The sequence below is a fragment of the Rhizobium sp. L43 genome (assembly GCF_002531725.1).
In the GTDB taxonomy this organism is placed as follows: Bacteria; Pseudomonadota; Alphaproteobacteria; order Rhizobiales; family Rhizobiaceae; genus Rhizobium.
Genome location: NZ_NWSQ01000018.1, coordinates 130,509 through 155,030, shown reverse-complemented (window position 1 = coordinate 155,030; position 24,522 = coordinate 130,509). Strand labels below are relative to the sequence as shown.

Here is a 24,522-nt window from a genome sequence, read left to right as displayed (position 1 = left end):
AATAGACATAGCTGTACATTTTACCTGTCAGCGCTTCCCCACTTTTGCTAACAAGCCTTAGAACGGCCCGGACCGCTCCGTCGGTCGGGAGAAAAACAGGAGGAGATCAAGATGTCGGATGAGGTCGTGCTCGATCAGGTGGAAGCCGAGGCCCTAGCGATGCGCGCCTGCCTGGCGGCCGGCGCGGGGGAAGCCACTGCCCGCTCCCTCGTGGACGCCACCTTGTCCGCCGCGCTTTATGGACCTGCCATGCTCGGATTTCCGCATATGGTGGATTATCTCGACAGCTTCCGCGAGGGCCGCATCAATTGCGACCCAGCGCCGACATGCGAGCGTCCCTATCCCGCCTTCTTCGCCGCGGATGCCGATCGGGGCATCGCGCAGCTCGGCTTCGATCTTGCGTTCGACGATCTCGTGGCAGCGGTGCGCAATTTCGGGCTGGCGGTCTTCACGCAGACGAACAGCTATACCGCGGGAGAACTCGGCTATTATGTTCGCAGGCTTGCCGGCGAAGGGATCGTCGGCATCGCCGCCACCAACGCCAACGCCATGGTGGTCGCCAAAGCGGGCGGTCCGGCCGTCTACAGCACCAACCCGATGGCCTTCGGCTTTCCGCTGGGTGAAGGGTCGCTGCCTCTCATCATCGACCAGGCCTCCAGCGCGACCGCCTATGTCAATATCGTCGCTGCCGCGGCCGAGGGGCGCGCCATCCCGGAGGGATGGGCCGTCGACGAAGTGGGTATCGACACCCAGGATGCGGCAAGAGCACTCGGTGGGGCGCTGCTTCCCTTCGGCGGGCGCAAGGGCGCCAATGTGGCGCTGATGGTGGAAATGCTGTCGGCCGGCCTATCCGGAGGCCCCTGGTCATTGGACACGCCGTCTTTCAGAGAGGGGAGCGCCAGCCCCGCCGTGGGATTGACCGTCGTCGCGATGATGCCGGGGCGCACGGACGATGGCCTTGTCGAACGCGCCCGCCGCCAGGCTGACCGCCTTCAGAGCCACGGCGTATTCGTGCCCGGCGTCAGCGGCATCGAATATCCAAGGCCGGCGACGGAAGGACTGAAAGTGCCGCGCACCGTATTCGAAGCTGTCGTGAAGATCGCAGGCGCCTGACGGTTCCCGCCATCGAAGCGATGACGCTCAGCGGGGCTTTTTTGCCGGAAGATGTTCGAGAAGTGATTGGCAGGCGCTCATGATGTGCGCATAGAGCAGGCCTGCCGCCTTTTCTTCGTCGCGCTCACGGCACGCTTCGAGGATCTGCCGGTGTTCGCGATCCGCCGTCTGCTTGCCATGCGACAGCGTCAATTGCACCCGGAGATATCGCTCCAGCCGATCGTTGACGGAACGGATCGTGGTGACGAGGAATGGCCGCTGCGCATCCTCGTAAAGGCAGCTGTGGAATTGCCAGTTCAATTCCGACCACCGGGCGACATCGGTTTCCCCAGCGAAGGCGTCGCAATAGGCAAGCGCCTTTTCAAAGGTCTCTTCCGTCATGTGAGGGACCGAGAGCTTGATGGCGTTCGATTCCAGGATCGCGCGCACCTCGAAAATCTGCGCGATCTCGGGCTCCGAGACGCTCGTGACGATCGCGCCCTTGTTGCGGTGAAATTCCACCAGACCTTCGGCCTCGAGCCGTTTGAGCGCCTCCCGCACCGGAATCTTGCTGACGTTGAACAGCCGGGCGACATCGTCCTGACGGATCGGTTCGCCTTCATCAAGCGAACCGTCCGCGATCGAATTGCGGATATATTTCAGGATCACATCCGAGGCCGTGGGCGCCTTCCCGAGATCGGTCACCTGCGCGGTGTTGAATGGCATTTCCCAAGCTCCTCGTGTGGGACAAGATGCTGCTTGGGATATCGTAGACGATCTCTTTCCTCAAGCCGCGCGGCTTCAAGCAACGGCTTGCGCGCCGGTGATTTCAACCAGCGAACCGCACATGAAGGCCGCCTCATCCGATGCCAGGAAGGCGACGAGGGCCGCGACCTCCTCCGGCTTGCCGATGCGGCCGTAGGGGACGAGCTTGTCGAGATCGGCGATCGTCCGGCCGGAGCGCCTGACGCCGGCCTCCAGCATCGGCGTATGGATTTCGCCCGGGCAGACCGCATTGACCCGGACCTTGTCGGGCGCATAGTCGCGGGCGAGGTTCTGGGTGAAGGCGGCAACCGCCGCCTTGGTCGTGTTATAGGCGATGTGGTTGGGCGCCGGGTAGAGTCCCCATTGCGAGGCCGTGTTGACGATCGCGCCGCCGCCGGCAGCGATCATATGCGGGAGAGCCGCACGACAGAGATGGAACATCGAATCCAGGTTGACCGCGAAACTCAGCTGCCAGTCTTCATCCGAAAGGGAAAGCAGGTTTCCGCGCCGGTTGATGCCGGCATTGTTGACCAGCACATCCAACCGCCCCTTGATCGCAAAGGCCTTCTCGATGAGTTCGACGCATTCCGGCTTGCGGGAGATGTCGGCCGCGATGGCGGTCGCCGATCCGCCCGCCGCCTCGATGAGCGAAGCGATTTCACCTGCGGCTTGCGCATTGGCATCGGTCACCACCACCAAGGCGCCTTCGTCGGCCAATCTCTTCGATATGGCCGACCCTATACCGCCGCCGCCACCCGTGACCACCGCGACCTTACCCACAAACCTTTTCATACAGAACCTCCTATCTGATGTAGCTGCCGCCGTTGACGTCGAACGTCGCCCCGTTGACCGAGGCCTGCGAAGGGCGAAGCAGGAAGGCCACCAGCTCGGCGATCTCTGCGGTTTCGGCCATCTCGCCGATCGGGATATCGCCGACCGCTGCCTCCTTGCCGTGCTTCGCCACGAACTCCTCGGCCATCTCGGTCCGCACCCATCCCGGCGCGACGGAGACCGCGACGACGCCGTCGCGCCCAAAGCTTCTTGCGATCGACTTTGTGAGATTGATCAGCGCCGCCTTGGTCGCGCCGTAAGGCATGGCGTCGGCCGCATAGCCGCGCTGTCCAGCGCGGCTTGCCATGTTGACGATCCGCCCGCCGCCATTCTGCTTGAAATGCGCGAGGGCTTCCTTGCAGAGATCGGCGGCTGCGAAGAAATTCACCTGGAACTCTGTCTGCCAGGCGGCCCGCCAATCGGCGGGATCGGCTTCGATCGAAATCTCGCTGCGGATGCCGGCATTGTTGACAACGGCATGGATCCGCCCCGCCGCCGCGAGCGCCTCGCGCCATAGCGCGAAGGCACCGCCCGGGCTGGAGAGGTCGGCCTGGACGATCAGGCCCTTTCCACCCAGCTTGCCGAGCAGAGCTTGCGCCCTCTCTCTGTCGCGCCCGTAATGGATCACGGGCCGCGCACCCTCGGCAGACAGGCGCTCGACGATGGCGGCGCCGATCCCGCCCGATGCTCCGGCGACGAGGACGTTCTGGCCGGCCAGGGATTGAACGTGGGACATGATGACTCCTAACCGTGCAGAGCGACCTGGGGACCCCAGGTGTCGGACAGCGCGAATCCGGCGGTGAAGGGATCTTCGTCGGAAAGGCGCAGCTGTTCGCGGCCATAGATGAAGGCGCGGCCGGTTATTCTCGGCAGCACCGCGCGGCGGCCGCCGACTTCCGTTTCGCCGATCGCCTCCACCAGGAATTCCCCGCCGATAATCGACCGCGACGTTCTGCGGTCTCCGACCGCAACCTCACCGCGGGCGTAGAGCGTCGCTAGGTTGGCCGAGCTGCCGGTTCCGCAGGGCGAGCGGTCGACGCGGCCCGGCTGCAGCGTCGTGCAGGTCCTCACCGCGCCGTCGGCCTCGCGGCCGCGAAACATCACATAAGCGATCTCATTGACACCGCTCAGCACGGGATGGGCGACGGAAACCTGGTCTGCCAGCAACGACTTGAGCTCGATGCCGGCTTCCGCCAGCCGCCGGGCATTGGCAGGCGCGATATCGAGGCCGAGCTGCTCGACATCCACCAGCGCGTAATAGACGCCGCCGAAGGCGACGTCGATCTTGATGCGGCCCCATTTCGGCGTCTCCACCTCCCGGTCCAGCGCTTCGGCAAAGCTCGGCACGTTGTCGAGGCTGACGGAGAGGCAGCGCCCGTCGCGGCAGGCGGCGCGCGCAACGATGAGGCCGGCCGGCGTATCCAGGCGAACCACCGTCTCCGGTTTGGACATCGGCACCCGGCCGCTTTCGAGAAGCGCGGTGACCACGCAGATGCAGTTGCTGCCGGACATCGGATGGGCGCGGTCGGCCTGCAGCACGATGAAGCCGGCGTCCGCATCGGCGCGCGTCGGCTCGACCAGCAGGTTCACCGACATGGCGACATTGGCGCGCGGCTCGAAGGTGACGAAGCGGCGCAGGCTGTCGTCGACCGTGTTGATGTGGTTCATCTTGTCGAGCATCGTCGCGCCCGGTACCTCAGGCGCTCCCGACATAATGACCTTGCCGATCTCGCCCTGGCAGTGGACCTGCAGCAGATCGAGGCTCCGGTTCCAGTTCATTCGGCCGCCTCCGGCTTGATGTACCAGCCCCAGGGATCCTCGCTGGCGAAGCGGGTGATCTGCTTGGTCTCGAGATAATTGTCGAGGCCCCAGCGTCCGAGTTCGCGGCCGATGCCGGATTCCTTGTAACCGCCCCAGGGCGCCTCGGTGAATGTCGGCTGCGAGCAGTTGATCCAGACGATGCCGGCGCGGAAGGCGGCCGCGACGCGCTCGGCCCGGACATCGTCTTTCGACATGACGGCGGCGGCAAGCCCGAAGCGGGAATCATTGGCGAGTTCGATCGCCTCCGCTTCGGTCTTGAACGGCCGGATGCAGACGACCGGGCCGAAGATCTCCTCCACCCAGGCGGCGCTGTCGAGCGGAACGTCGGTCAAAATGGTCGGCTGGAGGTAGTAGCCCTTGTCGAACCCTTCAGGGCGCGTGCCGCCGCAGGCAATCGTAGCACCCGCCCGCCGGGCCTCTTCGATTGCCGCGACGACCTGCTCGTGCTGGCGCTTGGAAACCAGCGGCCCGAGCAGCACGCCCTCGTCCAGGCCGTTGCCGATCCTGATCTTGTTCGTTTCGTCGACGAGACGCGCAAGCAACCGTTCGTAGATGGTGTCCTGCACGAGGACTCTTGACGTCGCCGAGCAGACTTGGCCCTGGTTCCAGAAGATGCCGAACATGATCCATTCGACGGCCTTGTCGATATCGGCGTCTTCGAAGACGACGAAGGGCGACTTGCCGCCGAGCTCCAGGCTGACGCGCTTGATGTCGCGGGCAGCCGCCGCCATGATCTTCGAGCCGACCGGCCCGGAGCCGGTAAAGGCGAGCTTGTCGACTTGCCTGTGATCGATGATCGCCTGGCCGGCGATCGATCCGGAGCCCGTAAGGATGTTCAGCACACCTGCGGGAAGGCCTGCCTCATCCGCGACGGCAGCAAGTTCGAGCGCGGTCAACGAGGTAAGTTCCGCGGGCTTCAGGACGATCGTGCAGCCTGCGGCAAGCGCCGGAGCCACCTTCCACGCCGCCATCAGCAGCGGATAATTCCACGGGATGATCGCACCCGCCACGCCAATGGGTTCCTTGACGACCTTCGAGGTGAACCTGTCGTCCGGAAGAGAGATTGTCTCCTCCGGGTTATTGTCGAGCTGTTCGGCAAGCCCCGCATAGAAATCGAAGCAGCCCGCCGCATCGGCAACATCCCAGTCGGCCTCGGGAAACGGCTTGCCGTTGTCGAGAACTTCGAGGCGGGCGATCTCGGCCTGGCGAGCGCGGATGCCTTCGGCAATCGCGCGGAGATATCTGGCCCGCTGGGCGCCTGAAAGTTTCGGCCAGCCGTCCTTGTCGAAAGCCCGGCGCGCCGCCTTCACGGCGATGTCGACATCTTCTGCCGTTGCGGCTGCGATGGTCTGGATCACCTCCTCCGTCGCCGGGTTCGTCACCGCGCAGGTGCCGCCCTTGACCGGCTTCACCCATTGTCCGTCGATATAAAGTTCGCTTCGCATGCTCATTCCCTTTCGCCTTGCGCCGATCCGCTCAGAAGCGGTCGACGCGATAGGGTTTCATGTCCACGGGCGGTTGAACGCCCGTGACGAGATCGGCCATCAGCCGGCCAGTCGTGGCCGCATAGGTGAGGCCGAGATGTCCATGGCCGGTCGCATACCAGACGTTGCCGCGCTTGGCGGACGGGCCTATGACCGGCACGGTGTCGGGCAATGCCGGGCGATGCCCCATCCACTCCGTCACCTCTCCGGTCTTCAGCTCCGGCAATGCCTCCCGAGCCCGCATCACCAGAATCCGCGCACGCCGGTAATCCGGAGGCGCATCGAGGCCGGCCATCTCGACCGTGCCGCCGACACGGATGCCGCCTGCCGTCGGCGTGACCATGAAGGCGCGGGCCGGCCAGATGATCGAGTGGCGCATCGAAATGCCGGGCTCCATGATCTGCGTGTGGTAGCCGCGCTCGGTTTCGAGCGGGATATATTCGCGCAGCAGCGCCGAAAGCCGGGCGGTGAAGGCGCCGGCCGCAAGAACGACCTTGCCTGCCGCAAGGCTTCGCCCATCCGCCAGCCGGAGAGCGGAAACGCCGGCCTCGCTTTGCTCGAAACCGGCGACGTCGCCCTCGACGACCTTGCCGCCAAGAGCTTGGAACGTTTCGGCAAGAGCGGTGACCAGCCTGTAAGGGTCCGTGATCGATCGGTTATCGGGAAAGAGCACCGCCTTGCCGATCTTCGTGGTCAAGGCGGGCTCGAGATCGCGGATGGCGTTGCCGCCGAGGATTTCGTGCCTGAGGCCGAAGCGTTCCAGGATCTCGATATGCTCTCGATCGGCCTTGAATTCGGCCTCGTCGGCATAGAGGCTGAAGCAGCCCTCGGCCGTCAGCATGTGCGTCAGGCCGGTCTCCTTCAGCAGCGCGTCGAGATCTTCATAGACGCGCCGGCAGAGCACGGCGCCGGCCGCCTCCAGCTCCCTGAGCTTGGAGGGACGGCTGGCGGCGAGGAACCGCAGGAACCAGGGCACCAGTTTCGGCATATAGCCGGGCCGGATGCGCACCGGCCCCTCCGGGTCGAGCAGCCATTTCGGCATCTGCGCCCAGATGCCGGGCCGCGAGGCCGGCATGAATTCGGTGACGGCGATGCTTGCCATATTGCCATAGGAAGCGCCGCGGCCCGGCGCGTCGCGATCGACAAGCGTCACGGCAAGGTCGCGGCGTTGGAGTTCATAGGCGATGGCGACGCCGATGATACCGGCGCCGACGACCACGATGGATGACACGGCGAACCTCGCAATTTCAAAGATCTTGGGGCGGCCTGGCCGCCCCGGACCTGTTATCCGTTACCAATTGAGGATCGGCTGCATCGCCGCCTTGAACTCGGCCTTTTCCTCCGCCGTCAGTTCGCCGAGCGGCGCGCGGCACTGACCGACGGGCAAGCCCTGAAGCTCGCAGCCATATTTGATCTTCTGCACGAATTTGCCGCTTTCGAGGATGTTCATCGCCCGGTAGAGCGTTTTCATCTGCTCGCGCGCCTTGTCCAGATCGCCTGACTTGAACGTGCGGTCGAGGTCGCAGCAGGCCTTGGCCATGCAGTTCGACGGTCCGCAGATCCAGCTTTCCGCGCCCCAGAACATGAAATCGAGCGCGATATCGTCCGAGCCGCTGACGAGCTGGATCTTGCCCTCATAGCGGCTGGCGATGTCGATCGCCCGCTGCAGCACGCCCGAGCTTTCCTTGATCCCGATGACGCGCGGATTATCGGCAAAATGATCCAGCAGCTCGAAGCCAATGTCCGAACCATCCTTAGCCGGATAGGAATAGAGCACGAGGTTCACATCGACGGCGCCGAGGACGGCTTCGTAGTGCCTGATGAGCTCTTCTTGTGTCGGACGGGTATAAAATGGCGGCGCCAGCAGGACCGTGTCGTAGCCGATATCCCTAGCCAGCGCCGTCTGTTCGATCACCTCGCGGGTGGCGGGCGCATTGGTGCCGGCGATCAGAATTTCGCCCGGCTTGGCAAAGTCCTTGACGAACTGCAGGACGTCACGGCGCTCTTCCCTGGACTGGCTGAAATATTCTCCGGTCGAGCCGTTCGGAACCCAGCCAGTGACCCCTGCCTCGCGGAGGTGGATCAGAAGCCTTTCGAACGCCTTGAAGTCGATCCTGTTGTTGGCATCGAAGGGGGTGATGAGGGCGGGCATGACGCCGGAAAGTTTCATGGGATTCTCCTGTCCTGGGAACGACGGTTTCTAGATTGCGAGCTTCTTGAGAATCCGTCCCTCGATAAGGGAGACGGCCCGCGTGAGTGGGAAGGCAATGACGAAGTAGATGAGGGCGACCACCGTCAGCACTTCGACGGGACGGGCCGTGTTGTTCGAGATGTTCTGGCCGACGAACATCAGGTCCGCCATGCCGACGGCCGAGACCAGGGCGCTCTCCTTGAAGAGGCTGACGCAGTTCGACAACAGCGTCGGGATTGCGCGCAGCACCGCTTGCGGCAGCACGACGTTGACGACCTGCGCCCTCTTCGGCAGGCCGAGGGCGACGCAGGCGTCCAGTTGCTCCCGTCCGATCGACTTGAGGCTCGCCCGGAAGGTCTCGCTGGTGATCGCTCCCATATAAAGCGTCAGCGCAATGACGCCGGAGGCGAGATTCGAGAGTTCGACGCCGAGGAGCAGCGGCAGGCAGAAGAAGATCCAGAAGAGCTGGATCAGGACCGGCGTGCCGCGGAAGAATTCGACATAGGCGCCGGCGACCGCGCGAAGCGCGAGGTTGCGCGACGTCCTCATCAGGCCGACGAGAAAGCCGAGGGTGCATCCGAGTACGATGCAGATGACCGTCAGCTTGATCGTCATCCACAGGCCGAGCAGAAGCGCGTTTTCGAAGCGCAGCAGGATCGAGAAGTCGAGCGTCATTCTGGCCTCCTAGCTGACGAGGATCTGGCGGCGGCGTTCGAGCAGGCCGACGATCTGGGTTATCGGGAAGGACACGGCGAAATAGATGAGAGCGACGACCGTGAAGGTCTCGATCGGGCGATAGGTCTCGGTGGCCAACGTCTTGCCCTGGTACATCAGGTCCTGGATCGCAACGATCGCGACCAGCGCGCTCTGCTGGAAGATGACGATACCGTTGGTCAGAAGCACCGGGATCGAGGCGCGGAAGGCCGTCGGGAAGACGATATAGAGCACCCGCTGCAGCGGATTGAGGCCGAGCGCGATGCCGGCGTCGAGCTGCTCGCGCGGCACCGCCTGGATGGAGGCCCGGTAGGCCTCGGCGTTGAACGCCATCAGATTGAGCCCGAGCGCCATGATGCCCATCGTCATCGGATCGAGAAAGACGTCGAACAGCATCGGCACGCAGTAGAATATCCAGACGATCTGGACGATCGCCGGCGTGCAGCGGAAGAATTCGACGAACAGCATGAAGGGCAGCCGCAGAACCCGGTAGGGGCTCATGATCAGAAGCGCGAGCGCGAAGCCGAAGACGATGCCGATGAAGTTCGCCGCCGCCGTCAGCTGCAGCGAAACCCACAGCCCCTGCAGAAGTGGAGCAAGGGTGACCGCGTTGAAATCGAACGTGTAGTTCACGGCATGCCCTCCCTATTGCTTGATGTGGAAGACGCGGTCGATGAATTCCTTGGTGCGCTCCTCGCGCGGAGCGCCGAGCACCTGCTCGGGTGGGCCGTCCTCGACGACCACGCCGCCGGCGCAGAAGATCACGCGGGAGGCGATGTTCTTGGCGAACCACATGTCGTGGGTGACGATCATCATCGGCATATCCTGGGCGGCGAGCTGCAGGATGACCTGCTCCACTTCGCTGACGAGTTCCGGATCCAGAGCCGAGGTGACTTCGTCGAAAAGCATCAGCTTCGGATCGAGCATCAACGCGCGGGCGATAGCGACACGCTGCTTCTGCCCGCCGGAAAGCTGGGCGGGATAGGCATTGGCCTTGGCGCCGAGCCCGAACCGCTCGAGCAGCGCCTGGGCGCGCGCCGCGGCTTTCGCCTTGGCTTCCCCGCGCACCTTGCAGGGAGCGAGGATCAGGTTCTGAAGGACGTTGAGATGCGGAAACAGCGTGTAGTGCTGAAAGACCATGCCGATCGAACGGCGGACATTGGTGTCGATCTGGGTCTTCCCCGCTGTACTGTCGGAAGAAATATAGGGCTTTCCATCGAAATTGATCGACCCGCTGTCGATCTGCTCCAGCCCCATCATCACTCTCAGCAGCGTACTCTTGCCGCCGCCGCTGGGGCCGATAACGACGACACGTTCGCCGGGCTTCATTTCGATGTCGATGCCTTTCAGCACCTGAATGGCTCCGTCGCCATAGCTTTTGTGGAGCGCCTGCATTTTCACGAGGGGAAGGCTGAAGGACGTGGTCATGCCAATCTCCGATGATCGAAGCTGGAGAGGGCCGGCGCGTTTCCCCGCACCGGCCCGGCGAGATTACTTTGCGCCCTTGAGCACTTCGTCGACCGCCTTCTTGATCAGCGCGTCGACATGACCGGTGGCGACCTTCTCCTCGAGGAAGATATCAACCACTTCGACGTCGGCTGCCGAAAGATTGTGCGGCAGGCCGAAGGCGACGCCCTGCTTGGCGAGCGCCGGCGTCGGGTTGAGCGCCACCGCCCATTCCGGGTTCGACTGGGTGAAGAGCTGATTGGTGTCGGAGGCGTCGACCAGGATGTCGGCACGCTTCGAGGTCACCGCCAGGCGGGTCTCGTCATTTCCGGGAAGACGCATGATCGTGGCGTTCTTCACTGCCGCGGAAATGGCCTTGTCCTGCGCCGTGCCGGACATGACGGCGAGCGTCACGCCCGCCTTGTCGATATCGGCGACCGAAGCGGCGCCGGCCGTAATTTTCAGATTGTTTTTGTTATAGGCGAGCGAGATCTGGTACTCCATCGCCGGGATCGAGAACTGCACCGCCATGGCGCGCGTCGGCGTCCGGTTCAGCGCCAGCGACAGATCCCATTTGCCGGCCTGCAGGCCGGCGACGATATTGTCCCAGGTCGTGTCGACGAATTCGGGCTTCACCTTCAGGACGTCGGCGAATTCCTTGCAGAGATCGGCGAAGAAGCCGGAATATTCGCCGGTCGCCGGGTCGCGCATGACATAGGGCGGCGCGACGGCCGCGCCGCAGCGCAAGGTGCCCGCCTTCTGCACGCCCTGCCAATATCCCTCAGCAGTCTGGGCGTGTGCGGCGGTTGCGGAAAGACCTCCCATCAGGGCGAGCGCGGGCAGCGCCCGCAAGGCGGACGTTATCAAAGAAAGCATCGGCATTCCTCTTTTGCTGTGCGCGAAGCGCGCGGGTTCCACTCGTCGGCTGTAGCCGCTTCTGTCGTTTTCTTGTCGGCTTAGTGTCGACTGGTAGAAATATGTCAACAGCGTGTCGACAAAGTCAAGCGGAAAAATTACATTGCCGACACGCTGTTTTTCTGGCCCAATGGACCCGCGCCTGGAGAAAGGGACTTAAGTGTCTGATGAATCGGAAGTGAAACGGATCCGCGGGACCGGCTGGAAGAACGTCTATGAAACGCTCCGCAATGAGATCCTGTCGCTCGCTCTGCCGCCCGGCCAGCTTCTCGACGAGATGACGCTGGCCGAACGTTTCGACATGTCGCGTTCGCCGGTGCGCGAAGCGCTGATCCGGCTCGGCGCCGACGAGCTGGTGGTAACACTCTCGAACCGCAGCACCATCGTCGCCCCGATCGAAGTGGCGACCTTTCCGAAATATGTCGAAGCCCTCGACATCGCCCAGCGCATGAATACCCGGCTTGCCGCAGCGCTAAGAACCGAAACCGATCTGAAAACCATCGCCAAGCGGCTGAAGTCGTTCGAAACAGCTGTTAAGGCAGGCAATCATCTCGCCATGTCGGAGGCCAACAAGGAATTCCACATGGCGATCGCCCATGCCGGAAAAAACCAGTATCTCGCCTCGTTCTACGAGAAGCTGCTGTCGCAAGGCCAGCGCATGCTCCACCTGCATTTCGAATATCTGGAACGGACTCACGAGGGCTATCTTCTGACCGACGAGCACACGCTGATGCTCGATGCGATCAGGGACAAGAATGTCGAGCTCGCAGACGAGCTCGCCCACGCCCATACGCGCCAGTTCCAGGACAATTTCATCAACTTCATGCGCGAGAACTACACGACCGATGTCGCGCTGGGGCCGTTGCGGGCCGCGGAGTAATCATATGCACATCAACAGCATTGGGTTCGTCGGCACCGGCGCCATCACTGAAGCAATGGTTCGCGGGCTTCTCACTGAGCCGGCCTATGCCTTCGAGATTCACGTTTCTCCACGAAGCGCTCACATCGCCGCGACACTGGCGGACGAATTTTCTGCCGTGAGGGTTGCCGAAGACAACCAGGACGTCGTCGATCGCAGCGACATGGTGTTCCTGGCGATACGGCCACAGGTCGCCGAGGAGGTCGTTCGCGGGCTTTCGTTTAAGGCCGGCCAGACGATCGTCAGCGTTGTAGCGGCGACGGAGCGCCAGGCGCTGCTCGACTGGATCGGCGCCGACGTGCATCTCGTCCAGGCGATCCCCCTGCCCTTTGTCGCAAGGCGGCAGGGCGTGACCGCCGTCTATCCGGCCGATACCGCCGTCGCCGCGCTGTTCGATACGCTCGGAACAGCCGTCCAATGCCAGTCGAGGAAGGAATATGATCTTCTCGCAGCCGCGAGCGCTGTCATGTCGACCTATTTCGGCATCATGGAGCAGGTTACCGTCTGGCTGGAAGGAAGCGGGCTCGAAAGGAGGAAGGGACAGGCCTACATCGCCCCGCTTTTCGCAAGCCTGGCGCAGAAAGCGAACAACCCCGGCAACGAGCCGTTCAGCGCGCTGAGCCGCGAATTCGCGACCAAGGGCGGGCTGAACGAGCAGGTTCTTTCTGACTTCGAGAAGAAGGGCGGCGTTGCCGCGCTGACCGCGGCGCTCGACGGCGTGCTTGCGCGCATCGAGGGGCGTACGAGCTGAAGCGCGGTCCTGGAACGATCCTTCTGGCCGCGCCGGTCCTGGTGCAGGCCGAAGCGGTGAAACCACCGGTCGTTTCCACCGTCACTCTCTCCGCATCGCCGCGGATCGTTCGTTGGGCCACCGTCTACAAGGTGCCCGATCCCGCCGATCACGATCCCTATTACCATGTGGAGGTGATCGAGAAGGAGCGACATACGCCGCCATGGCAATTCAAACGGCTAGCCGCACATATCGTCGTGACGGCAGATGCTTTGGATAGGAGCCGCTTGAGACAAAAGGTCAGGACCTATTTTTATAAGGACATCGAATTCCGGATCTCCTACCGAGCCTGGTGGGCGCAATCTCTACTGCAACGGGAGACCGGGGTTTGCCGCACGACAATTCTTGAATGCATCGGCGCCGCTGGCACTATCGCCCCCTGACTATAAAGAGACGCGGATACGTGTCGATGCCGCCGGAGCGTGAACGAAAGGAAACTGCGGCACAGTTTTATGAGACATGTTTTAGAAGGTCGGCGGCGTGCAGGCGCTGATGACTTCGCAAGGCACCGGCCCGACGCAACGGAAGCGGTGCGGTCGCCGACTTTCGAAATAATAGGCATCACCCGGCCCGAGGATACGCCGCTCGTCATCGACCGTCACCTCGAGCCTTCCCGAGAGCACGATCCCGCCTTCTTCTCCCTCGTGAACAAGCGGAATCTTTCCGGTGTCGGCGCCCGGCTGATAACATTCCTTGAGCATCTGCAGGCTGCGGCCGAACAGGTTCTCTCCAACCTGCCTGTAGGAGATGGCGCCCTTGCCGATCTCCACCAGTTCTTCGGCCGCATAGAAGGCCTTCCTTGGACGCTCGGGCTCGAAGGCGAAGAATTCCGCCAGCCCGATGGGGATGCCGTCGAGAATGCGCTTCAAGGCGCCGACCGAGGGGTTGGAGGCGTTCGATTCGATCAGCGAAATCGTCGAATTGGGGACGCCGGTCCGCTTGGCGAGCTCACGCTGGGAAAGCTTATGGGCGATACGGAGATGGCGAAGGCGGCTGCCGATATCGACTGACATGGTGCGGTCCGTTTGTGTTGTTCAGAATATCGAAAATGTTATCTATTCATCCATTTAATTTCAATAACTTGTACCGGCAAAGAAAAGGACTTGTTTGACGGATGGAAATTGCCATTCTCGGCGCCGACCACAGGAGGCCAGGATGGACCAGATCAGCAAGACGAACGCGCCCGTACTCGAGAATTTCTGGATGCCGTTCACCGCGAACCGGCAATTCAAGGCGACGCCGCGCCTTCTGGCAGCCGCAGACGGCATGTATTACACCGACGTCGATGGAAATCAGGTGCTTGACGGCACGGCCGGGCTCTGGTGCTGCAATGCCGGCCACGGCCGCAAGAAGATCGCCCGGGCGGTCGAGCGGCAGCTTGCGACGCTCGACTACGCCCCGACCTTCCAGATGGGCCATCCGATCGCCTTCGACTTCGCCGCGAAGCTGGCTGCGAACGCGCCGGGCGGCCCGGAAGCCAAGCTCGACCGGGTCTTCTTCACCGGCTCCGGCTCGGAATCGGTCGATACGGCGCTGAAGATCGCCATCGCTTACCAGCGTGCGATCGGCCAGGGCACGCGCACACGGATCATCGGGCGCGAAAAGGGATATCATGGCGTCGGCTTCGGCGGCATTTCCGTCGGCGGCCTCGTCAACAACCGGCGGGTCTTCCCGCAGATCCCGGCCGACCATATGCGCCATACGCTCGACGTCGAGCGCAATGCCTTTTCGAAGGGGCTTCCCGCGCACGGCGTAGAACTGGCCGACGATCTCGAACGCCTGGTGCAGTTGCACGGCGCCGAAACCATCGCCGCCGTCATCGTCGAGCCGATGTCGGGATCAGCGGGCGTGGTCCTGCCGCCGAAGGGCTATCTGGAAAAGCTGCGCGCCACCGCCGACAAATACGGCATCCTGCTGATCTTCGACGAGGTCATCACGGGCTTCGGCCGCCTCGGCACGCCTTTCGCGGTGGACTATTTCGGCGTCGTGCCCGATCTCGTCACCACCGCAAAGGGCCTCACCAACGGCGCGATCCCCATGGGTGCGGTCTTTGCCAGCCGCAAGGTCTATGACAGCCTGATGGTCGGGCCGGAAAATGCCATCGAGCTCTTCCACGGCTATACCTATTCCGGCCATCCGGTCGCCTGCGCCGCCGGCCTCGCCACCCTCGAAATCTACGAGGAAGAAGGCCTGCTGACACGCGCGTCCGAGCTTGCCGACCACTGGCAGGACGGCCTTCATTCGCTGAAGGGCCTGCCTCATGTCGTCGACATCCGCAATCTCGGCCTGGTCGGCGCGGTCGAACTGGCGCCCCGTGACGGGGCACCGGGAACCCGCGGCTACGACGTCTTCGTCGACTGCTTCAACAAGGGTCTGCTGATCCGGGTGACCGGCGACATCATCGCACTGTCGCCGCCGCTCATCATCGAGAAAGGCCAGATCGACACGATCGTCTCGACGCTCGGCGATGCGCTGAAGCGCGCGGCATAGAGCTGCATCCGGCATCCCCTCGTCGGCGATCGGGCATTTGCTCCATCGCCGACGGAACCATCCGGCCGCCGACATGGCGCAGTCACTTTTCTAAAAGTATTTGCTTTCCTTGGCGTCGCCCGGGCGGTTTCAGCCGTATCGGCTGACGGCGAGATCCCGCGCGTCGATTTCCGGCTTGGCGCCGCTGACGAGGTCGCCGATAAGCCGCGCCGAACCGGTGCTCATCGTCCAGCCGAGCGTGCCGTGGCCGGTATTGAGGAAGAGGCCTTTGATTTTCGTCGGGCCGATCACCGGCGTGCCATCCGGTGTCATCGGGCGCAGGCCGGACCAGAAGGAAGCCTTGGAGACATCGCCGCCGGGGAAAAGATCGGTGACCGAATGTTCCAGCGTGCTGCGCCGGGCGAGCCCGAGATCGTTGGTATAGCCTGATATCTCGGCCATGCCGCCGACGCGGATGCGGTCGCCGAGCCGGGTGATCGCAATCTTGTAGGTTTCGTCCATGACGGTCGATTCCGGTGCGCGGGAAGCATCGGTGATCGGGATGGTCAGCGAATAACCCTTGACCGGATAGACCGGCAGCCTGATGCCGAACGGCTTGAGCAGCAGCGGCGAATAGCTGCCGAGCGCGACTACCACCGCGTCGGCGCTCATCTGCTCGCGCTCGCGATCGGGATCGCGGTCGCCATCGCGATGGCGAGCGGTGATGACGCCGCGCACGCGGCCGGCCTCGACATCCAGCGCCCTGATCGTCGTGCCATAAGCGAAGCGGACGCCGAGCGCCTCGGCTTTGGCGGCCAGCGCATTGGTGAACTTGAAGCAGTCGCCGGTTTCGTCCTTCGGCGTCAGCAGGCCGCCGACGATTTTGTCGCGCACGTGCTTGAGCGCCGGTTCGACGCGAATGCAGCCGTCCCGGTCCAGCACCTCATAGGGAATGCCGTCGGCCGCCAGAGCCTTGACATCCTTTGCCGAGGCGTCGAGCTGCTGCTGCGTGCGGAACAGCTGCAGGGTTCCCTGCATGCGTTCATCATAGGCGATGCCGGTCTCGGTGCGAAGCTCGGCCAGCGCGATGCGGCTGTAATCGGCAAGCTGCAGCATGCGGCTCTTGTTGATCGCGTACCGCTCTGAGGTGCAGTTCGACAGCATCCTCGCCATCCAGGCGAGCATCGCCATGTCCAATTTCGGGCGCAGGATGAGCGGCGCATGTTTCATGAACAGCCACTTCATCGCCTTCGCCGGAATGCCGGGGGCTGCCCATGGCGAGCAATAACCGAAGGACACTTCGCCGGCATTGGCAAAGCTCGTCTCCAGCGCCGGCCCCTTCTGCCGGTCGACGACGGTGACCTCATGGCCTGATTTGGCCAGCTGGTAAGCGGATGTGACGCCGACGATGCCGGCACCCAGAACGATGACTTTCATGATGTCCCCAATGATGGAGCCGCCGGGCTCTCAGCAATATTGCCTGTCGTAACGATCGCCCAGACCGGTTAGGATTTCGTAAGATATCGTTCCGGCATCCCTGCCGACGTCTTCCAACGTCTGGTTCGGGCCGAGCACTTCGACCAGACTGCCCAGCGTCAGGGCGCCTTCGGGGAGTGCCGAGATATCGACGGTCGCGCTGTCCATCGACACACGGCCGACGATCGGCAGGCGGATGCCATTGAAATAGACGGCGCCGCGGTCGCCCAGTGACCTCGGCAGGCCATCAGCATAGCCGGCGGCAATGGTGGCGAGACGCATTTCCCGTTGCGTGACATGGGCGCCGCCATAGCCGACTTTCGCGCCTGATGGCACGGTGCGCGTCTGCACGACGGCAACGTCGAGACTGACGACCGGCTCCATCGGGTTCGTCTCGCCGGCGTTCGGGGCACCGCCATAAAGCGCGATGCCGGGCCGGGCGAGCACGCCGTGATAGGCATCGCCGAGGAAGACGCCGCCGGAATTGGCGAAGGATATGTCGAAGCCCGGAAATTCGTCGGCGATGCAGGACATCTCGGCAAATTGCTCGGCATTCTGTTCGCTCTCCATGTCGTCGGCCGACGCCAGATGGCTCATGATGAACAGGATCTCGATATTGGTGCCGTCGCCCAGGGCGGCCGCAAGCTCGGCTCGTTCTTCCCGGGGAAAGCCGAGCCGCGACATGCCGGTGTCGAACTGCAGGACGGCCGGCAGGCAGCGCTTCAGCATGCGCGCCGTCGTCGACCATTGCCGCCACTGGGCCAGCGAATTGAGAACCGGGACGATGCCCATCTCGGCACAGGCGATCTCGTTGCCCGGCTGCAGGCCATTCAGCACGAAAATCTGGGCGTCAAGGGCAAGCGTCGGCCGCAGCCTCACGGCCTCGACGAACTGGGCGACGAAGAAGTGCCGGCAACCTTCACCATAGAGCGTTGCCGCAACCCGTTCGGCGCCGAGGCCATAGGCGTCGGCCTTGACGACGGCGCCTGCGCGGACCGGCGCCAGCATCGAGACGAGCTTACGATAATTACGGCCGAGTGCCGCAAGATCAATCGTCAGATAGCCTGTAGCTCCCGGCGTGATCCTGGCCGTGCGCGTGCGAGAAACCAAAATATCGCCGTCCATCTCCACCCCTTCCCGGCCGCTTCCCGGATGAGAGCGAGATTATGAAATAACGAGCGAAATTGCCTGTCATTCCGTAGCCGATTATTGCGTCTCTTGTATATTCTTCGCATAATCGACAAAAATTTGGGATGATCCGTCATGTCTGCCCTCGACTCCATCGATCGCAATATACTGAGGCTGCTGCGCCTCGATGCGCGCATGAGCAATGCCAAGCTCGCCGCCGAGATCGGCCTGTCGCCATCGGCCTGCCTCAGGCGCATCAAGATCATGGAAAAATCAGGCGTGATCCGCGGCTATACGGCGCTGGTGGACACCGGCAATGCGGATGAGACGATCGCCGTCATCATCAATATCACCCTCGAGCGACAGACCGAGGACCATCTCGATCGCTTCGAGGCGGCGGTCCGGCGGCATCCCGAGATTCGCGAGTGTTTTCTGATGACCGGCGGTTCCGATTATCTGCTGCGCGTCGAGGTCGCCAATGCGGGCGAGTTCGAGCGGATCCACAAGGAGATCCTGTCGACTCTGCCCGGCGTCCTCAGGATTCATTCCAGCTTCTCGATCCGCAATGTTCTGGCGACGCGCACGAGGGGCAGACGCTGAACCGCGATCCCCATGCTCATATCAATTCGAGTGCCGTGGCCTTGGCGACTGCTTCACTCGTCGTGGCGACGGTCAGCTTCCGGCGTGCCGAGGCGAGATAGAGTTGCACCGCGCTTACCGAAATGGACAGGCGGGCGCAGATCTGCTTTGCCATCAGGCCGCTGGCCGTCATTTCAAGACATTGCAGTTCGCGGCGGGACAATTGCGGAATATCGGCCATTTTTCTCAGGCCCGACAGAACCATGGCCCTGTCGTGGAGATGGTGGGCGAGAAACTGGAGGTCGCGCATACTGTCCATGCGGAATTGCCGCCAGTAGGCATCGGGATGATTGGACGTGACCGTAAACAGCGATCGCTCCCCTTGAGGTCCCCGCACCGGCAGGGTCACGCCTTGCCGGCCGATACCGAAGGCCATGGCCTCCTTGAAGAAGCCGTAGGCCCGGCCTGAATCCCATTTCGACGCGGACCATTCCACCGGCAGGAAGCCGTTCCGGCCGAGGCGTACGACGGGATCGATGCTGAAATAGTCCCGGTCGAGATATTGTTTTACCCATTCGGGCGGGTAGGTCAGCATCAGCAATGGATTGCTGGCCGCCGCCCCCGAGGAACGCGTCACATGTAAAACCATGTGCGATATCGCATAAATATGGCGAACTTCGTCCAGAGTCGTTTCCAGATCCCGCAATGTCGGCGATGCGGAGATCCGGTCCAAACTATAGAAAAAACGAGAACTGCTCAGCATGAGATGGACTCGTGATTGTGCGATTCCTCAACTACCCGCAGAAGTAACATTTCGCGACTACCGGGAACAGCGTTATTTTACAGCAACCATGCCGCGAGATGAAGAATGAGTTAAAAGCTGACGAGACCATTCCACTGCTGAGCGATGGGACAGCGACCGCGCTTAGCGCATGTCGCCGTCGACAAGGGCTCTGTCAGGAGAGGGAGAGGCTTGCTCCAGCAGTCGGGACAGGTTGGCCCGAAGTGTCCGACAATTGTCCGCCGTCACATCCCATAGGCCGACATACAGCTTGCCAATTTCGGGCCGGGATCGGGCAAGCGGCGTCGGCCTCCAGCCGATCCTGCGGTACACCCCGACCATCGCGACATCATAGAGGCCGACGATGCTTTCGATACCGGTGTCGAGCGCAAGATCGCAAAGCCCCGAGAGCAGTTCCGTGGCGACTGTGCGCGATTGATCAATGTGTCCGGCAAGCGGATGAAGGCAAAAGCGGGTACATTCCCAGGTCGTCGGGCTATCGACGTCGATAGGCTCATCGAAGAAATGCCGGAACTCGCTTTTGAGCATCGTCGCTCCCGTGGTCGGCAGCAGACGCAGCGAACCCGTCAGCGTGCCGGAAGGCCGTTGCGTGACGAGATATACGGGATCTTCCGCCTCATCGTAACGGTCCCTTTCCCACTGGTCCCTGACATCGACCTGCCATCCCAGACGATCGCGAAAAACGGCGGCGCGCGCCCGAAACATTTGATCGAATGCATGCGGCTCAGTCTCGAGCATGTCCCTGGTGAGTATCCGCAACATCTCCGTCCCTCCCGATCCTAAAAGCGTGCCGTGATCTTTCAGATTCGCTGACCGCGCTTGAGGTCTTTGGTTTTCCGCATGTCGGGGTCGCAAAACCGCCGCACAGCTTTGCGCGACCATGCTTCTAGATGTTTCACAACAGGAGACCGACCTCGGACAATATGGATATTTCACCAGATTGACCGGCGCCCCGCTTTGCCTTTCACCTTCATAAGCGATTTCTGATATTTGATCGGCCGAGCGCCCTCAATGGCTGTCAAGTTCAATACAACCATGGGGAGGATTCCGATGACGTTCGACCTAGCACGCGGCAAACGCATTCGCGAGGCGATATCCCGCGGCAAGTACCGGAAAGTTCACGCACTCGCTGCCGAACTGAACGTGTCCGTCGCCGCCGTCTCGCGCTGGCAGAATGGCGGTCACACCTCGCTCGAAAGCGCCTGCGCCCTCGCGCACCTTTTAGATGTCTCCCTCGACTGGCTGCTGCTCGGGCGGGGCACCATGGATTGGCACAGGAACAGCCCGATCTCGACCACCGAACTGCAATTGGTTCTGGCGCTGCGCGACCGGCCCGCGTCTACCCGGTCCAATCTCATCGGGCTGCTCGAATCCATCCCCCCGGCATACCCGTAACGCCAAGCGCAATTTTATGCCGTTTTTTGATCTCCGCTCAACATCTTCAGGTTGATAAAAGTAAGATACTCAACCATCATTCTGATCGGAGCTTCAACAGCGGCATGCTGCACGGAAAGTAACGCCACCCATTCGGCCAATTTCTCTCATCCGGGACCGCCTATTTTTTCGATCCGGTCCCGGCAAGTCTCAACCGATTTCGGAGTCAGCCATGACAGTTGCGTTTTGGAATGAGCCAACGACAGTTGCTAACCCGGCCCATATCGGCGCCAATGCGCCTGCAGTCAAACCGCGGCCCGCCTTCGCGCAGACCGATCTGGTCGCATTGTCGCGCTATTTTTCTCTTCTGATGATGCGCAACGTCACAAGCGATGGTTATGTCATCGAGGATCCGGCATCGCCCGGCGTCTTTTCGGCCCCGGGCTGCGTCATCGCCGCCCCCTCCTATCCAGCGAACACGCCTGGTGTCGACCAGGACTATGTTTTCAACTGGGTCCGTGATGGGGCCATTACGGCCATCGAGATCGCCCTTGCCGGCTTGCTGCCCGTTCCGGGCGGGGTTTCGCCGAGCCTGGTCGACTACGTGAACTTCGCCGCGCTCTGTCAGGCGAATGCGAAGAATTCTGCGACCGGCACACTTGGCCACGCCTGCTTCACCATCACCGGCGAGGTTCGTCCGTGGTCGGAGCAGAATGACGGACCGGCCATTCAGTCGATTGCGATCCTGACCTTGTTCAATCAGCTGGATGGCGCCACGCAGACGATCGCTAAACAATTGGTCGAGACCAACCTCTCTTATCTTCTCGAAGTTTACCAGAACAAGACCACAAATCTCTGGGAGGAATATGAGGGCTATTCCTTTTTCGCAAGAGCGGTACAGCTGCGCTTTTTCCGGGAAATTTCCACAAACACGATCGGTATTGCGGTGCCTGCCGGGGTAGCCGGCGCCATCTCCTGGCTGGAAAGCCAGCTGGCCACCCACTGGAACGGGCAACTCTATGTGAGCATTCTGGATGCTGCGGAGCAAGCCGGTTACGATGCCAACATCGATATCGTCTCTTCGGTCTGCTATGGCGGGATCGAGCCGACAGATACCAAGCTTTTGGCAACGGCGGCCATCTTGCGGCGCCAGTGGGCCGATCCCTCGTCATCGAACTATTACCCGATCAATGGCGCCGACGCGGCCAAAGGGCTCGGACCACTCTTCGGGCGCTATCCAGGCGATCACTACGATGGCGATGTGGCGGCTCCGGTGGTCGGCGGGCATCCATGGGCTCTGTGCACCGCCAACTTCGCCGAGTTTCAATATCGGCTTGCCAATGCCATTGAGGCCAGCGGCGCCATCCCCCTGGATCAGCTCTCCGAGCCCTTCTTCGCGGAACTGGGACTTGGCGCATCCAGCAGCGCCGCCGACGCGTCAGCTGCCTTGCGGGCTTCGTCTGACGTCATGCTGCGCGCCATCGTCTATCACAGCGATCACTATGAACTCAGCGAACAGTTCGATGGAACCGTTGGTTACGAGAAAAGCGTCCGGAACCTGACCTGGAGCTACGCCTCCTTTCTCTCGGCAGTCAGAGCCCGTTCCGCCGCCGCCCCGGCCGCTGCCAAGTCCAAGCCCCGAAACTCCCGCGGCCCGAGATCGTGACGATTTCAGGCCGTCCGGCCTGAAATCTCGATTGAGTTCAGAACCGCATGATCCGCAAAGCCTGATGCGGCTTTCCGGGAATAATGGAGGACTAACGTGCTTTTTCCCCTCGAATCCGCGATAAAAGCCGATGCCAAGACCGTCGCAGCCTCTGGCGAATACGATATCGTGATCGTCGGCAGCGGCATTTCCGGAGCAATCATTGCCAAGCAGGCTGCGGAGGCGGGCAAGCGTGTCCTTATCCTTGAAGCCGGAACCGGTGCCAATAGCACTCTGGAAGGCTACGACAATCTGCTGACGACTTTCTATTCGGCAGCCTCCAAGGACAACCAGTCGCCGTTTCCGCTGAATGCGAACGCCGCCATGCCTCGCAGCCCGCAGCTTCGCAAGCTGCAGGCGGGGGAAACCGATAGCTCGACTTATATCGTTCAATCCGGCCCCTATGTCAGCGATACGACATATACCCGTATTTTCGGCGGAACGACCATGCACTGGGAGGCGAAAACGCCTCGCCTGCTTCGCTCGGATTTCAAGACGCGCAGCATTTTCGGCCAAGGGCTGGACTGGCCGCTGAGCTTTGAGGAAGTCGAGGATGATTACCGCCTGGCCGAGCGGGAAATCGGCGTATCGGCAGATGTCGAAGATCAGCAATATCTGGGGCAGACCTTCCCGGAAGACTATGTCTTTCCCATGCGCGGCCTGCCGCTTTCCTATCTGGATCAGCGGGTCAACAAGGGCATCGAAGGCACCAGTGTCGAACTTTACGACAAGACCTATCCCCTGAAGGTCAGGCCCTATCCGCAGGGGCGCAACAGCATACCAAACCCGGCCTATGACGGCGGGAAGGGCTACCGTCCAATCGGTGCAGTCGATACGCATCAGGTCGAAGAGGGCGGTCGCTGCCAGGGCAACACCAACTGCGTACCGCTCTGTCCCGTGCAAGCGCGCTACCACTCCGGTAAAACGCTTGCCAAGGCGTTCGCGGTAAACGGGAAATGGGGCGAGCGGCTTGTCGAACTGTTGCCGCAGGCGGTCGCATCGAAGGTCAACATCGATCCCGATAGCGGGAAAGTCCGCTCTCTCGAGGTCAAGATTTACAAGGACCCGGCCTCACCTGCTCACGAGACCATCACCGTGAAGGGCAAGGTTTTCGTGCTTGCGGCAGGCGCCATCGAAACGGCGCGTCTCATGCTGGCCTCCGGCCTGCGCAGCACCAGCGGTCTTGTCGGACGCAATCTGATGGACCACGCCTACCTGCTGAACTGGGCGCTGATGCCGGAAATCTGCGGCACGATGCGCGGAACCAGCTCGACGGGCGGTATCGTGGACCTGCGGGACGGCCCTTTCCGGGAAAAACAGGCCGCCTTCGCCATCGATATCCATAATGACGGTTGGGGCTGGGCCACGGGCGCGCCGACCTCCGACCTTCTCGAACTGGTGGATGATCGCAACCTCTACGGGGCGGATCTTCGGCGGGGCATGATCGACCAGGTTTCGCGGCAGTTGCTGCTGGCATTCATGATCGAGGTCATGCCCGTCGAAAGCAACCGCATCACGGTGGATCCGCAATATACCGATGCTCTGGGCAACATGCGGCCCATCCTGTCCTTCACGGTTCCGGAATATACCATGAAGGGTGCCGCCTATGGCCGCCAGTTTGCGCGCACCGTCTTCACGCGTCTGGGCGCGCAGGATCATACCCAATACGACCCCAGCGATTTCGGCTATGTGGCCTATGAGGGGCAAGGCTATGCGATCCGCGGCGGCAATCATCTGGCCGGCACCCATATCATGGGAACGACGAAGACCAATTCCGTCGTGGACAAGAACCAGCGCAGCTGGGACCACGAAAACCTCTATCTCGTGGGCGGCGGCAGCATGCCGACGATCGGCACGGCCAATGTCACCTTGACGCTGGCCGCCATGTGCTTCCGAAGCGGCCGCGACATTCTGAAGTCTCTGCATTGAACGAAGACCGGCATCCGCTGCGCGGACCGAACCGATGGGCTCGACGCAAGCGACACGAAGCCGGCCTCTGCACCCAACTTATCTTTCATGGA

At 62.1% G+C, this 24,522-nt stretch carries 25 protein-coding genes; 9 read left to right on the top strand and 16 right to left on the bottom strand.

What is annotated here, in order from left to right; all coding sequences use genetic code 11:
• Positions 1-111 precede the first annotated feature (111 nt).
• Entirely contained in the window at positions 112-1,113 is a 1,002-nt protein-coding gene (locus CO667_RS23370) for an Ldh family oxidoreductase (RefSeq protein ID WP_097620673.1), read from the top strand.
• 27 nt (positions 1,114-1,140) lie between these two features.
• Here CO667_RS23370 and CO667_RS23365 read toward each other — a convergent pair whose 3' ends face one another.
• From CO667_RS23365 to CO667_RS23315, 11 genes are all read right to left on the bottom strand, one after another.
• Positions 1,141-1,818: a GntR family transcriptional regulator gene (locus CO667_RS23365; RefSeq protein WP_097620672.1), complete on the bottom strand. Its 678-nt coding sequence runs from the start codon at positions 1,816-1,818 to the stop codon at positions 1,141-1,143.
• Positions 1,819-1,893: 75 nt separating this feature from the next.
• Positions 1,894-2,649, bottom strand: coding sequence for an SDR family NAD(P)-dependent oxidoreductase (locus CO667_RS23360; RefSeq protein ID WP_097620671.1), 756 nt, complete (start codon positions 2,647-2,649; stop codon positions 1,894-1,896).
• A gap of 10 nt (positions 2,650-2,659) precedes the next feature.
• Positions 2,660-3,424: an SDR family oxidoreductase gene (locus CO667_RS23355; RefSeq protein WP_097620670.1), complete on the bottom strand. Its 765-nt coding sequence runs from the start codon at positions 3,422-3,424 to the stop codon at positions 2,660-2,662.
• A gap of 8 nt (positions 3,425-3,432) precedes the next feature.
• On the bottom strand, positions 3,433-4,467 hold the full coding sequence (locus CO667_RS23350; RefSeq protein ID WP_097620669.1) for a proline racemase family protein: 1,035 nt from the start codon (positions 4,465-4,467) through the stop codon (positions 3,433-3,435).
• A complete protein-coding gene (locus CO667_RS23345; RefSeq protein WP_097620693.1) occupies positions 4,464-5,954 on the bottom strand; it encodes an aldehyde dehydrogenase family protein in 1,491 nt (496 codons plus the stop codon). Before CO667_RS23345 ends, CO667_RS23350 begins: the two co-directional genes overlap by 4 nt.
• Positions 5,955-5,985: 31 nt before the next feature.
• Complete coding sequence (locus CO667_RS23340; protein WP_097620668.1) at positions 5,986-7,224, bottom strand: FAD-binding oxidoreductase; 1,239 nt, start codon at positions 7,222-7,224, stop codon at positions 5,986-5,988.
• Between the two features lie 60 nt (positions 7,225-7,284).
• Complete coding sequence (locus tag CO667_RS23335) at positions 7,285-8,163, bottom strand: dihydrodipicolinate synthase family protein (RefSeq protein WP_097620667.1); 879 nt, start codon at positions 8,161-8,163, stop codon at positions 7,285-7,287.
• A 30-nt stretch (positions 8,164-8,193) separates the two neighbouring features.
• Entirely contained in the window at positions 8,194-8,859 is a 666-nt protein-coding gene (locus CO667_RS23330; RefSeq protein ID WP_097620666.1) for an amino acid ABC transporter permease, read from the bottom strand.
• A gap of 9 nt (positions 8,860-8,868) precedes the next feature.
• Positions 8,869-9,531: an amino acid ABC transporter permease gene (locus CO667_RS23325; RefSeq protein ID WP_097620665.1), complete on the bottom strand. Its 663-nt coding sequence runs from the start codon at positions 9,529-9,531 to the stop codon at positions 8,869-8,871.
• 12 nt (positions 9,532-9,543) lie between these two features.
• Positions 9,544-10,326: an amino acid ABC transporter ATP-binding protein gene (locus CO667_RS23320; RefSeq protein ID WP_097620664.1), complete on the bottom strand. Its 783-nt coding sequence runs from the start codon at positions 10,324-10,326 to the stop codon at positions 9,544-9,546.
• 63 nt (positions 10,327-10,389) lie between these two features.
• Positions 10,390-11,220 (bottom strand): transporter substrate-binding domain-containing protein, encoded by an 831-nt coding sequence (locus CO667_RS23315; protein WP_097620692.1) that lies wholly within the window; start codon positions 11,218-11,220, stop codon positions 10,390-10,392.
• Positions 11,221-11,419: 199 nt separating this feature from the next.
• Here CO667_RS23315 and CO667_RS23310 point away from each other — a divergent pair, with 199 nt between their 5' ends.
• The 3 genes from CO667_RS23310 to CO667_RS23300 are packed head-to-tail and all read left to right on the top strand — an operon-like array spanning position 11,420 to position 13,351.
• Entirely contained in the window at positions 11,420-12,139 is a 720-nt protein-coding gene (locus CO667_RS23310; RefSeq protein ID WP_097620663.1) for a GntR family transcriptional regulator, read from the top strand.
• Positions 12,140-12,143: 4 nt separating this feature from the next.
• Positions 12,144-12,929: a pyrroline-5-carboxylate reductase gene (locus CO667_RS23305; RefSeq protein WP_097620662.1), complete on the top strand. Its 786-nt coding sequence runs from the start codon at positions 12,144-12,146 to the stop codon at positions 12,927-12,929.
• On the top strand, positions 12,926-13,351 hold the full coding sequence (locus CO667_RS23300) for a DUF5086 family protein (protein WP_097620661.1): 426 nt from the start codon (positions 12,926-12,928) through the stop codon (positions 13,349-13,351). The genes CO667_RS23305 and CO667_RS23300 overlap by 4 nt, the downstream gene beginning before the upstream one ends.
• Before the next feature lie 81 nt (positions 13,352-13,432).
• Here CO667_RS23300 and CO667_RS23295 read toward each other — a convergent pair whose 3' ends face one another.
• On the bottom strand, positions 13,433-13,981 hold the full coding sequence (locus CO667_RS23295; RefSeq protein WP_003592244.1) for a cupin domain-containing protein: 549 nt from the start codon (positions 13,979-13,981) through the stop codon (positions 13,433-13,435).
• 142 nt (positions 13,982-14,123) lie between these two features.
• On the opposite strand from CO667_RS23295, the gene CO667_RS23290 reads away from it, so the two are divergent.
• Positions 14,124-15,458, top strand: a complete 1,335-nt coding sequence (locus CO667_RS23290) for an aspartate aminotransferase family protein (protein WP_097620660.1) — start codon at positions 14,124-14,126, stop codon at positions 15,456-15,458.
• 129 nt (positions 15,459-15,587) lie between these two features.
• On the opposite strand, the gene CO667_RS23285 is transcribed toward CO667_RS23290, so the two are convergent.
• Positions 15,588-16,874, bottom strand: coding sequence for a D-amino acid dehydrogenase (locus CO667_RS23285; protein WP_097620659.1), 1,287 nt, complete (start codon positions 16,872-16,874; stop codon positions 15,588-15,590).
• Between the two features lie 30 nt (positions 16,875-16,904).
• On the bottom strand, positions 16,905-18,038 hold the full coding sequence (gene alr / locus CO667_RS23280; protein WP_097620658.1) for an alanine racemase: 1,134 nt from the start codon (positions 18,036-18,038) through the stop codon (positions 16,905-16,907).
• Positions 18,039-18,176: 138 nt separating this feature from the next.
• On the opposite strand from alr, the gene CO667_RS23275 reads away from it, so the two are divergent.
• Entirely contained in the window at positions 18,177-18,641 is a 465-nt protein-coding gene (locus tag CO667_RS23275) for an Lrp/AsnC family transcriptional regulator (RefSeq protein ID WP_097620657.1), read from the top strand.
• A gap of 16 nt (positions 18,642-18,657) precedes the next feature.
• Here the strand turns inward: CO667_RS23275 and CO667_RS23270 are convergent, their stop codons facing one another.
• Together CO667_RS23270 and CO667_RS23265 are read right to left on the bottom strand one after the other, a co-directional pair.
• Positions 18,658-19,383, bottom strand: a complete 726-nt coding sequence (locus CO667_RS23270) for a LuxR family transcriptional regulator (RefSeq protein ID WP_097620656.1) — start codon at positions 19,381-19,383, stop codon at positions 18,658-18,660.
• Positions 19,384-19,545: 162 nt separating this feature from the next.
• Positions 19,546-20,184: an acyl-homoserine-lactone synthase gene (locus CO667_RS23265; RefSeq protein ID WP_097620655.1), complete on the bottom strand. Its 639-nt coding sequence runs from the start codon at positions 20,182-20,184 to the stop codon at positions 19,546-19,548.
• Positions 20,185-20,472: 288 nt separating this feature from the next.
• Between CO667_RS23265 and CO667_RS23260 the strand changes: the two genes are divergently transcribed.
• The 3 genes from CO667_RS23260 to CO667_RS23250 all read left to right on the top strand — a co-directional run bounded on the left by CO667_RS23260 (position 20,473) and on the right by CO667_RS23250 (position 24,430).
• Complete coding sequence (locus CO667_RS23260; RefSeq protein ID WP_097620654.1) at positions 20,473-20,817, top strand: helix-turn-helix transcriptional regulator; 345 nt, start codon at positions 20,473-20,475, stop codon at positions 20,815-20,817.
• Positions 20,818-21,028: 211 nt separating this feature from the next.
• Positions 21,029-22,462, top strand: a complete 1,434-nt coding sequence (locus CO667_RS23255) for a glycoside hydrolase family 15 protein (RefSeq protein ID WP_097620653.1) — start codon at positions 21,029-21,031, stop codon at positions 22,460-22,462.
• 96 nt (positions 22,463-22,558) lie between these two features.
• Positions 22,559-24,430, top strand: coding sequence for a GMC family oxidoreductase (locus tag CO667_RS23250; protein WP_097620652.1), 1,872 nt, complete (start codon positions 22,559-22,561; stop codon positions 24,428-24,430).
• Positions 24,431-24,522 lie beyond the last annotated feature (92 nt).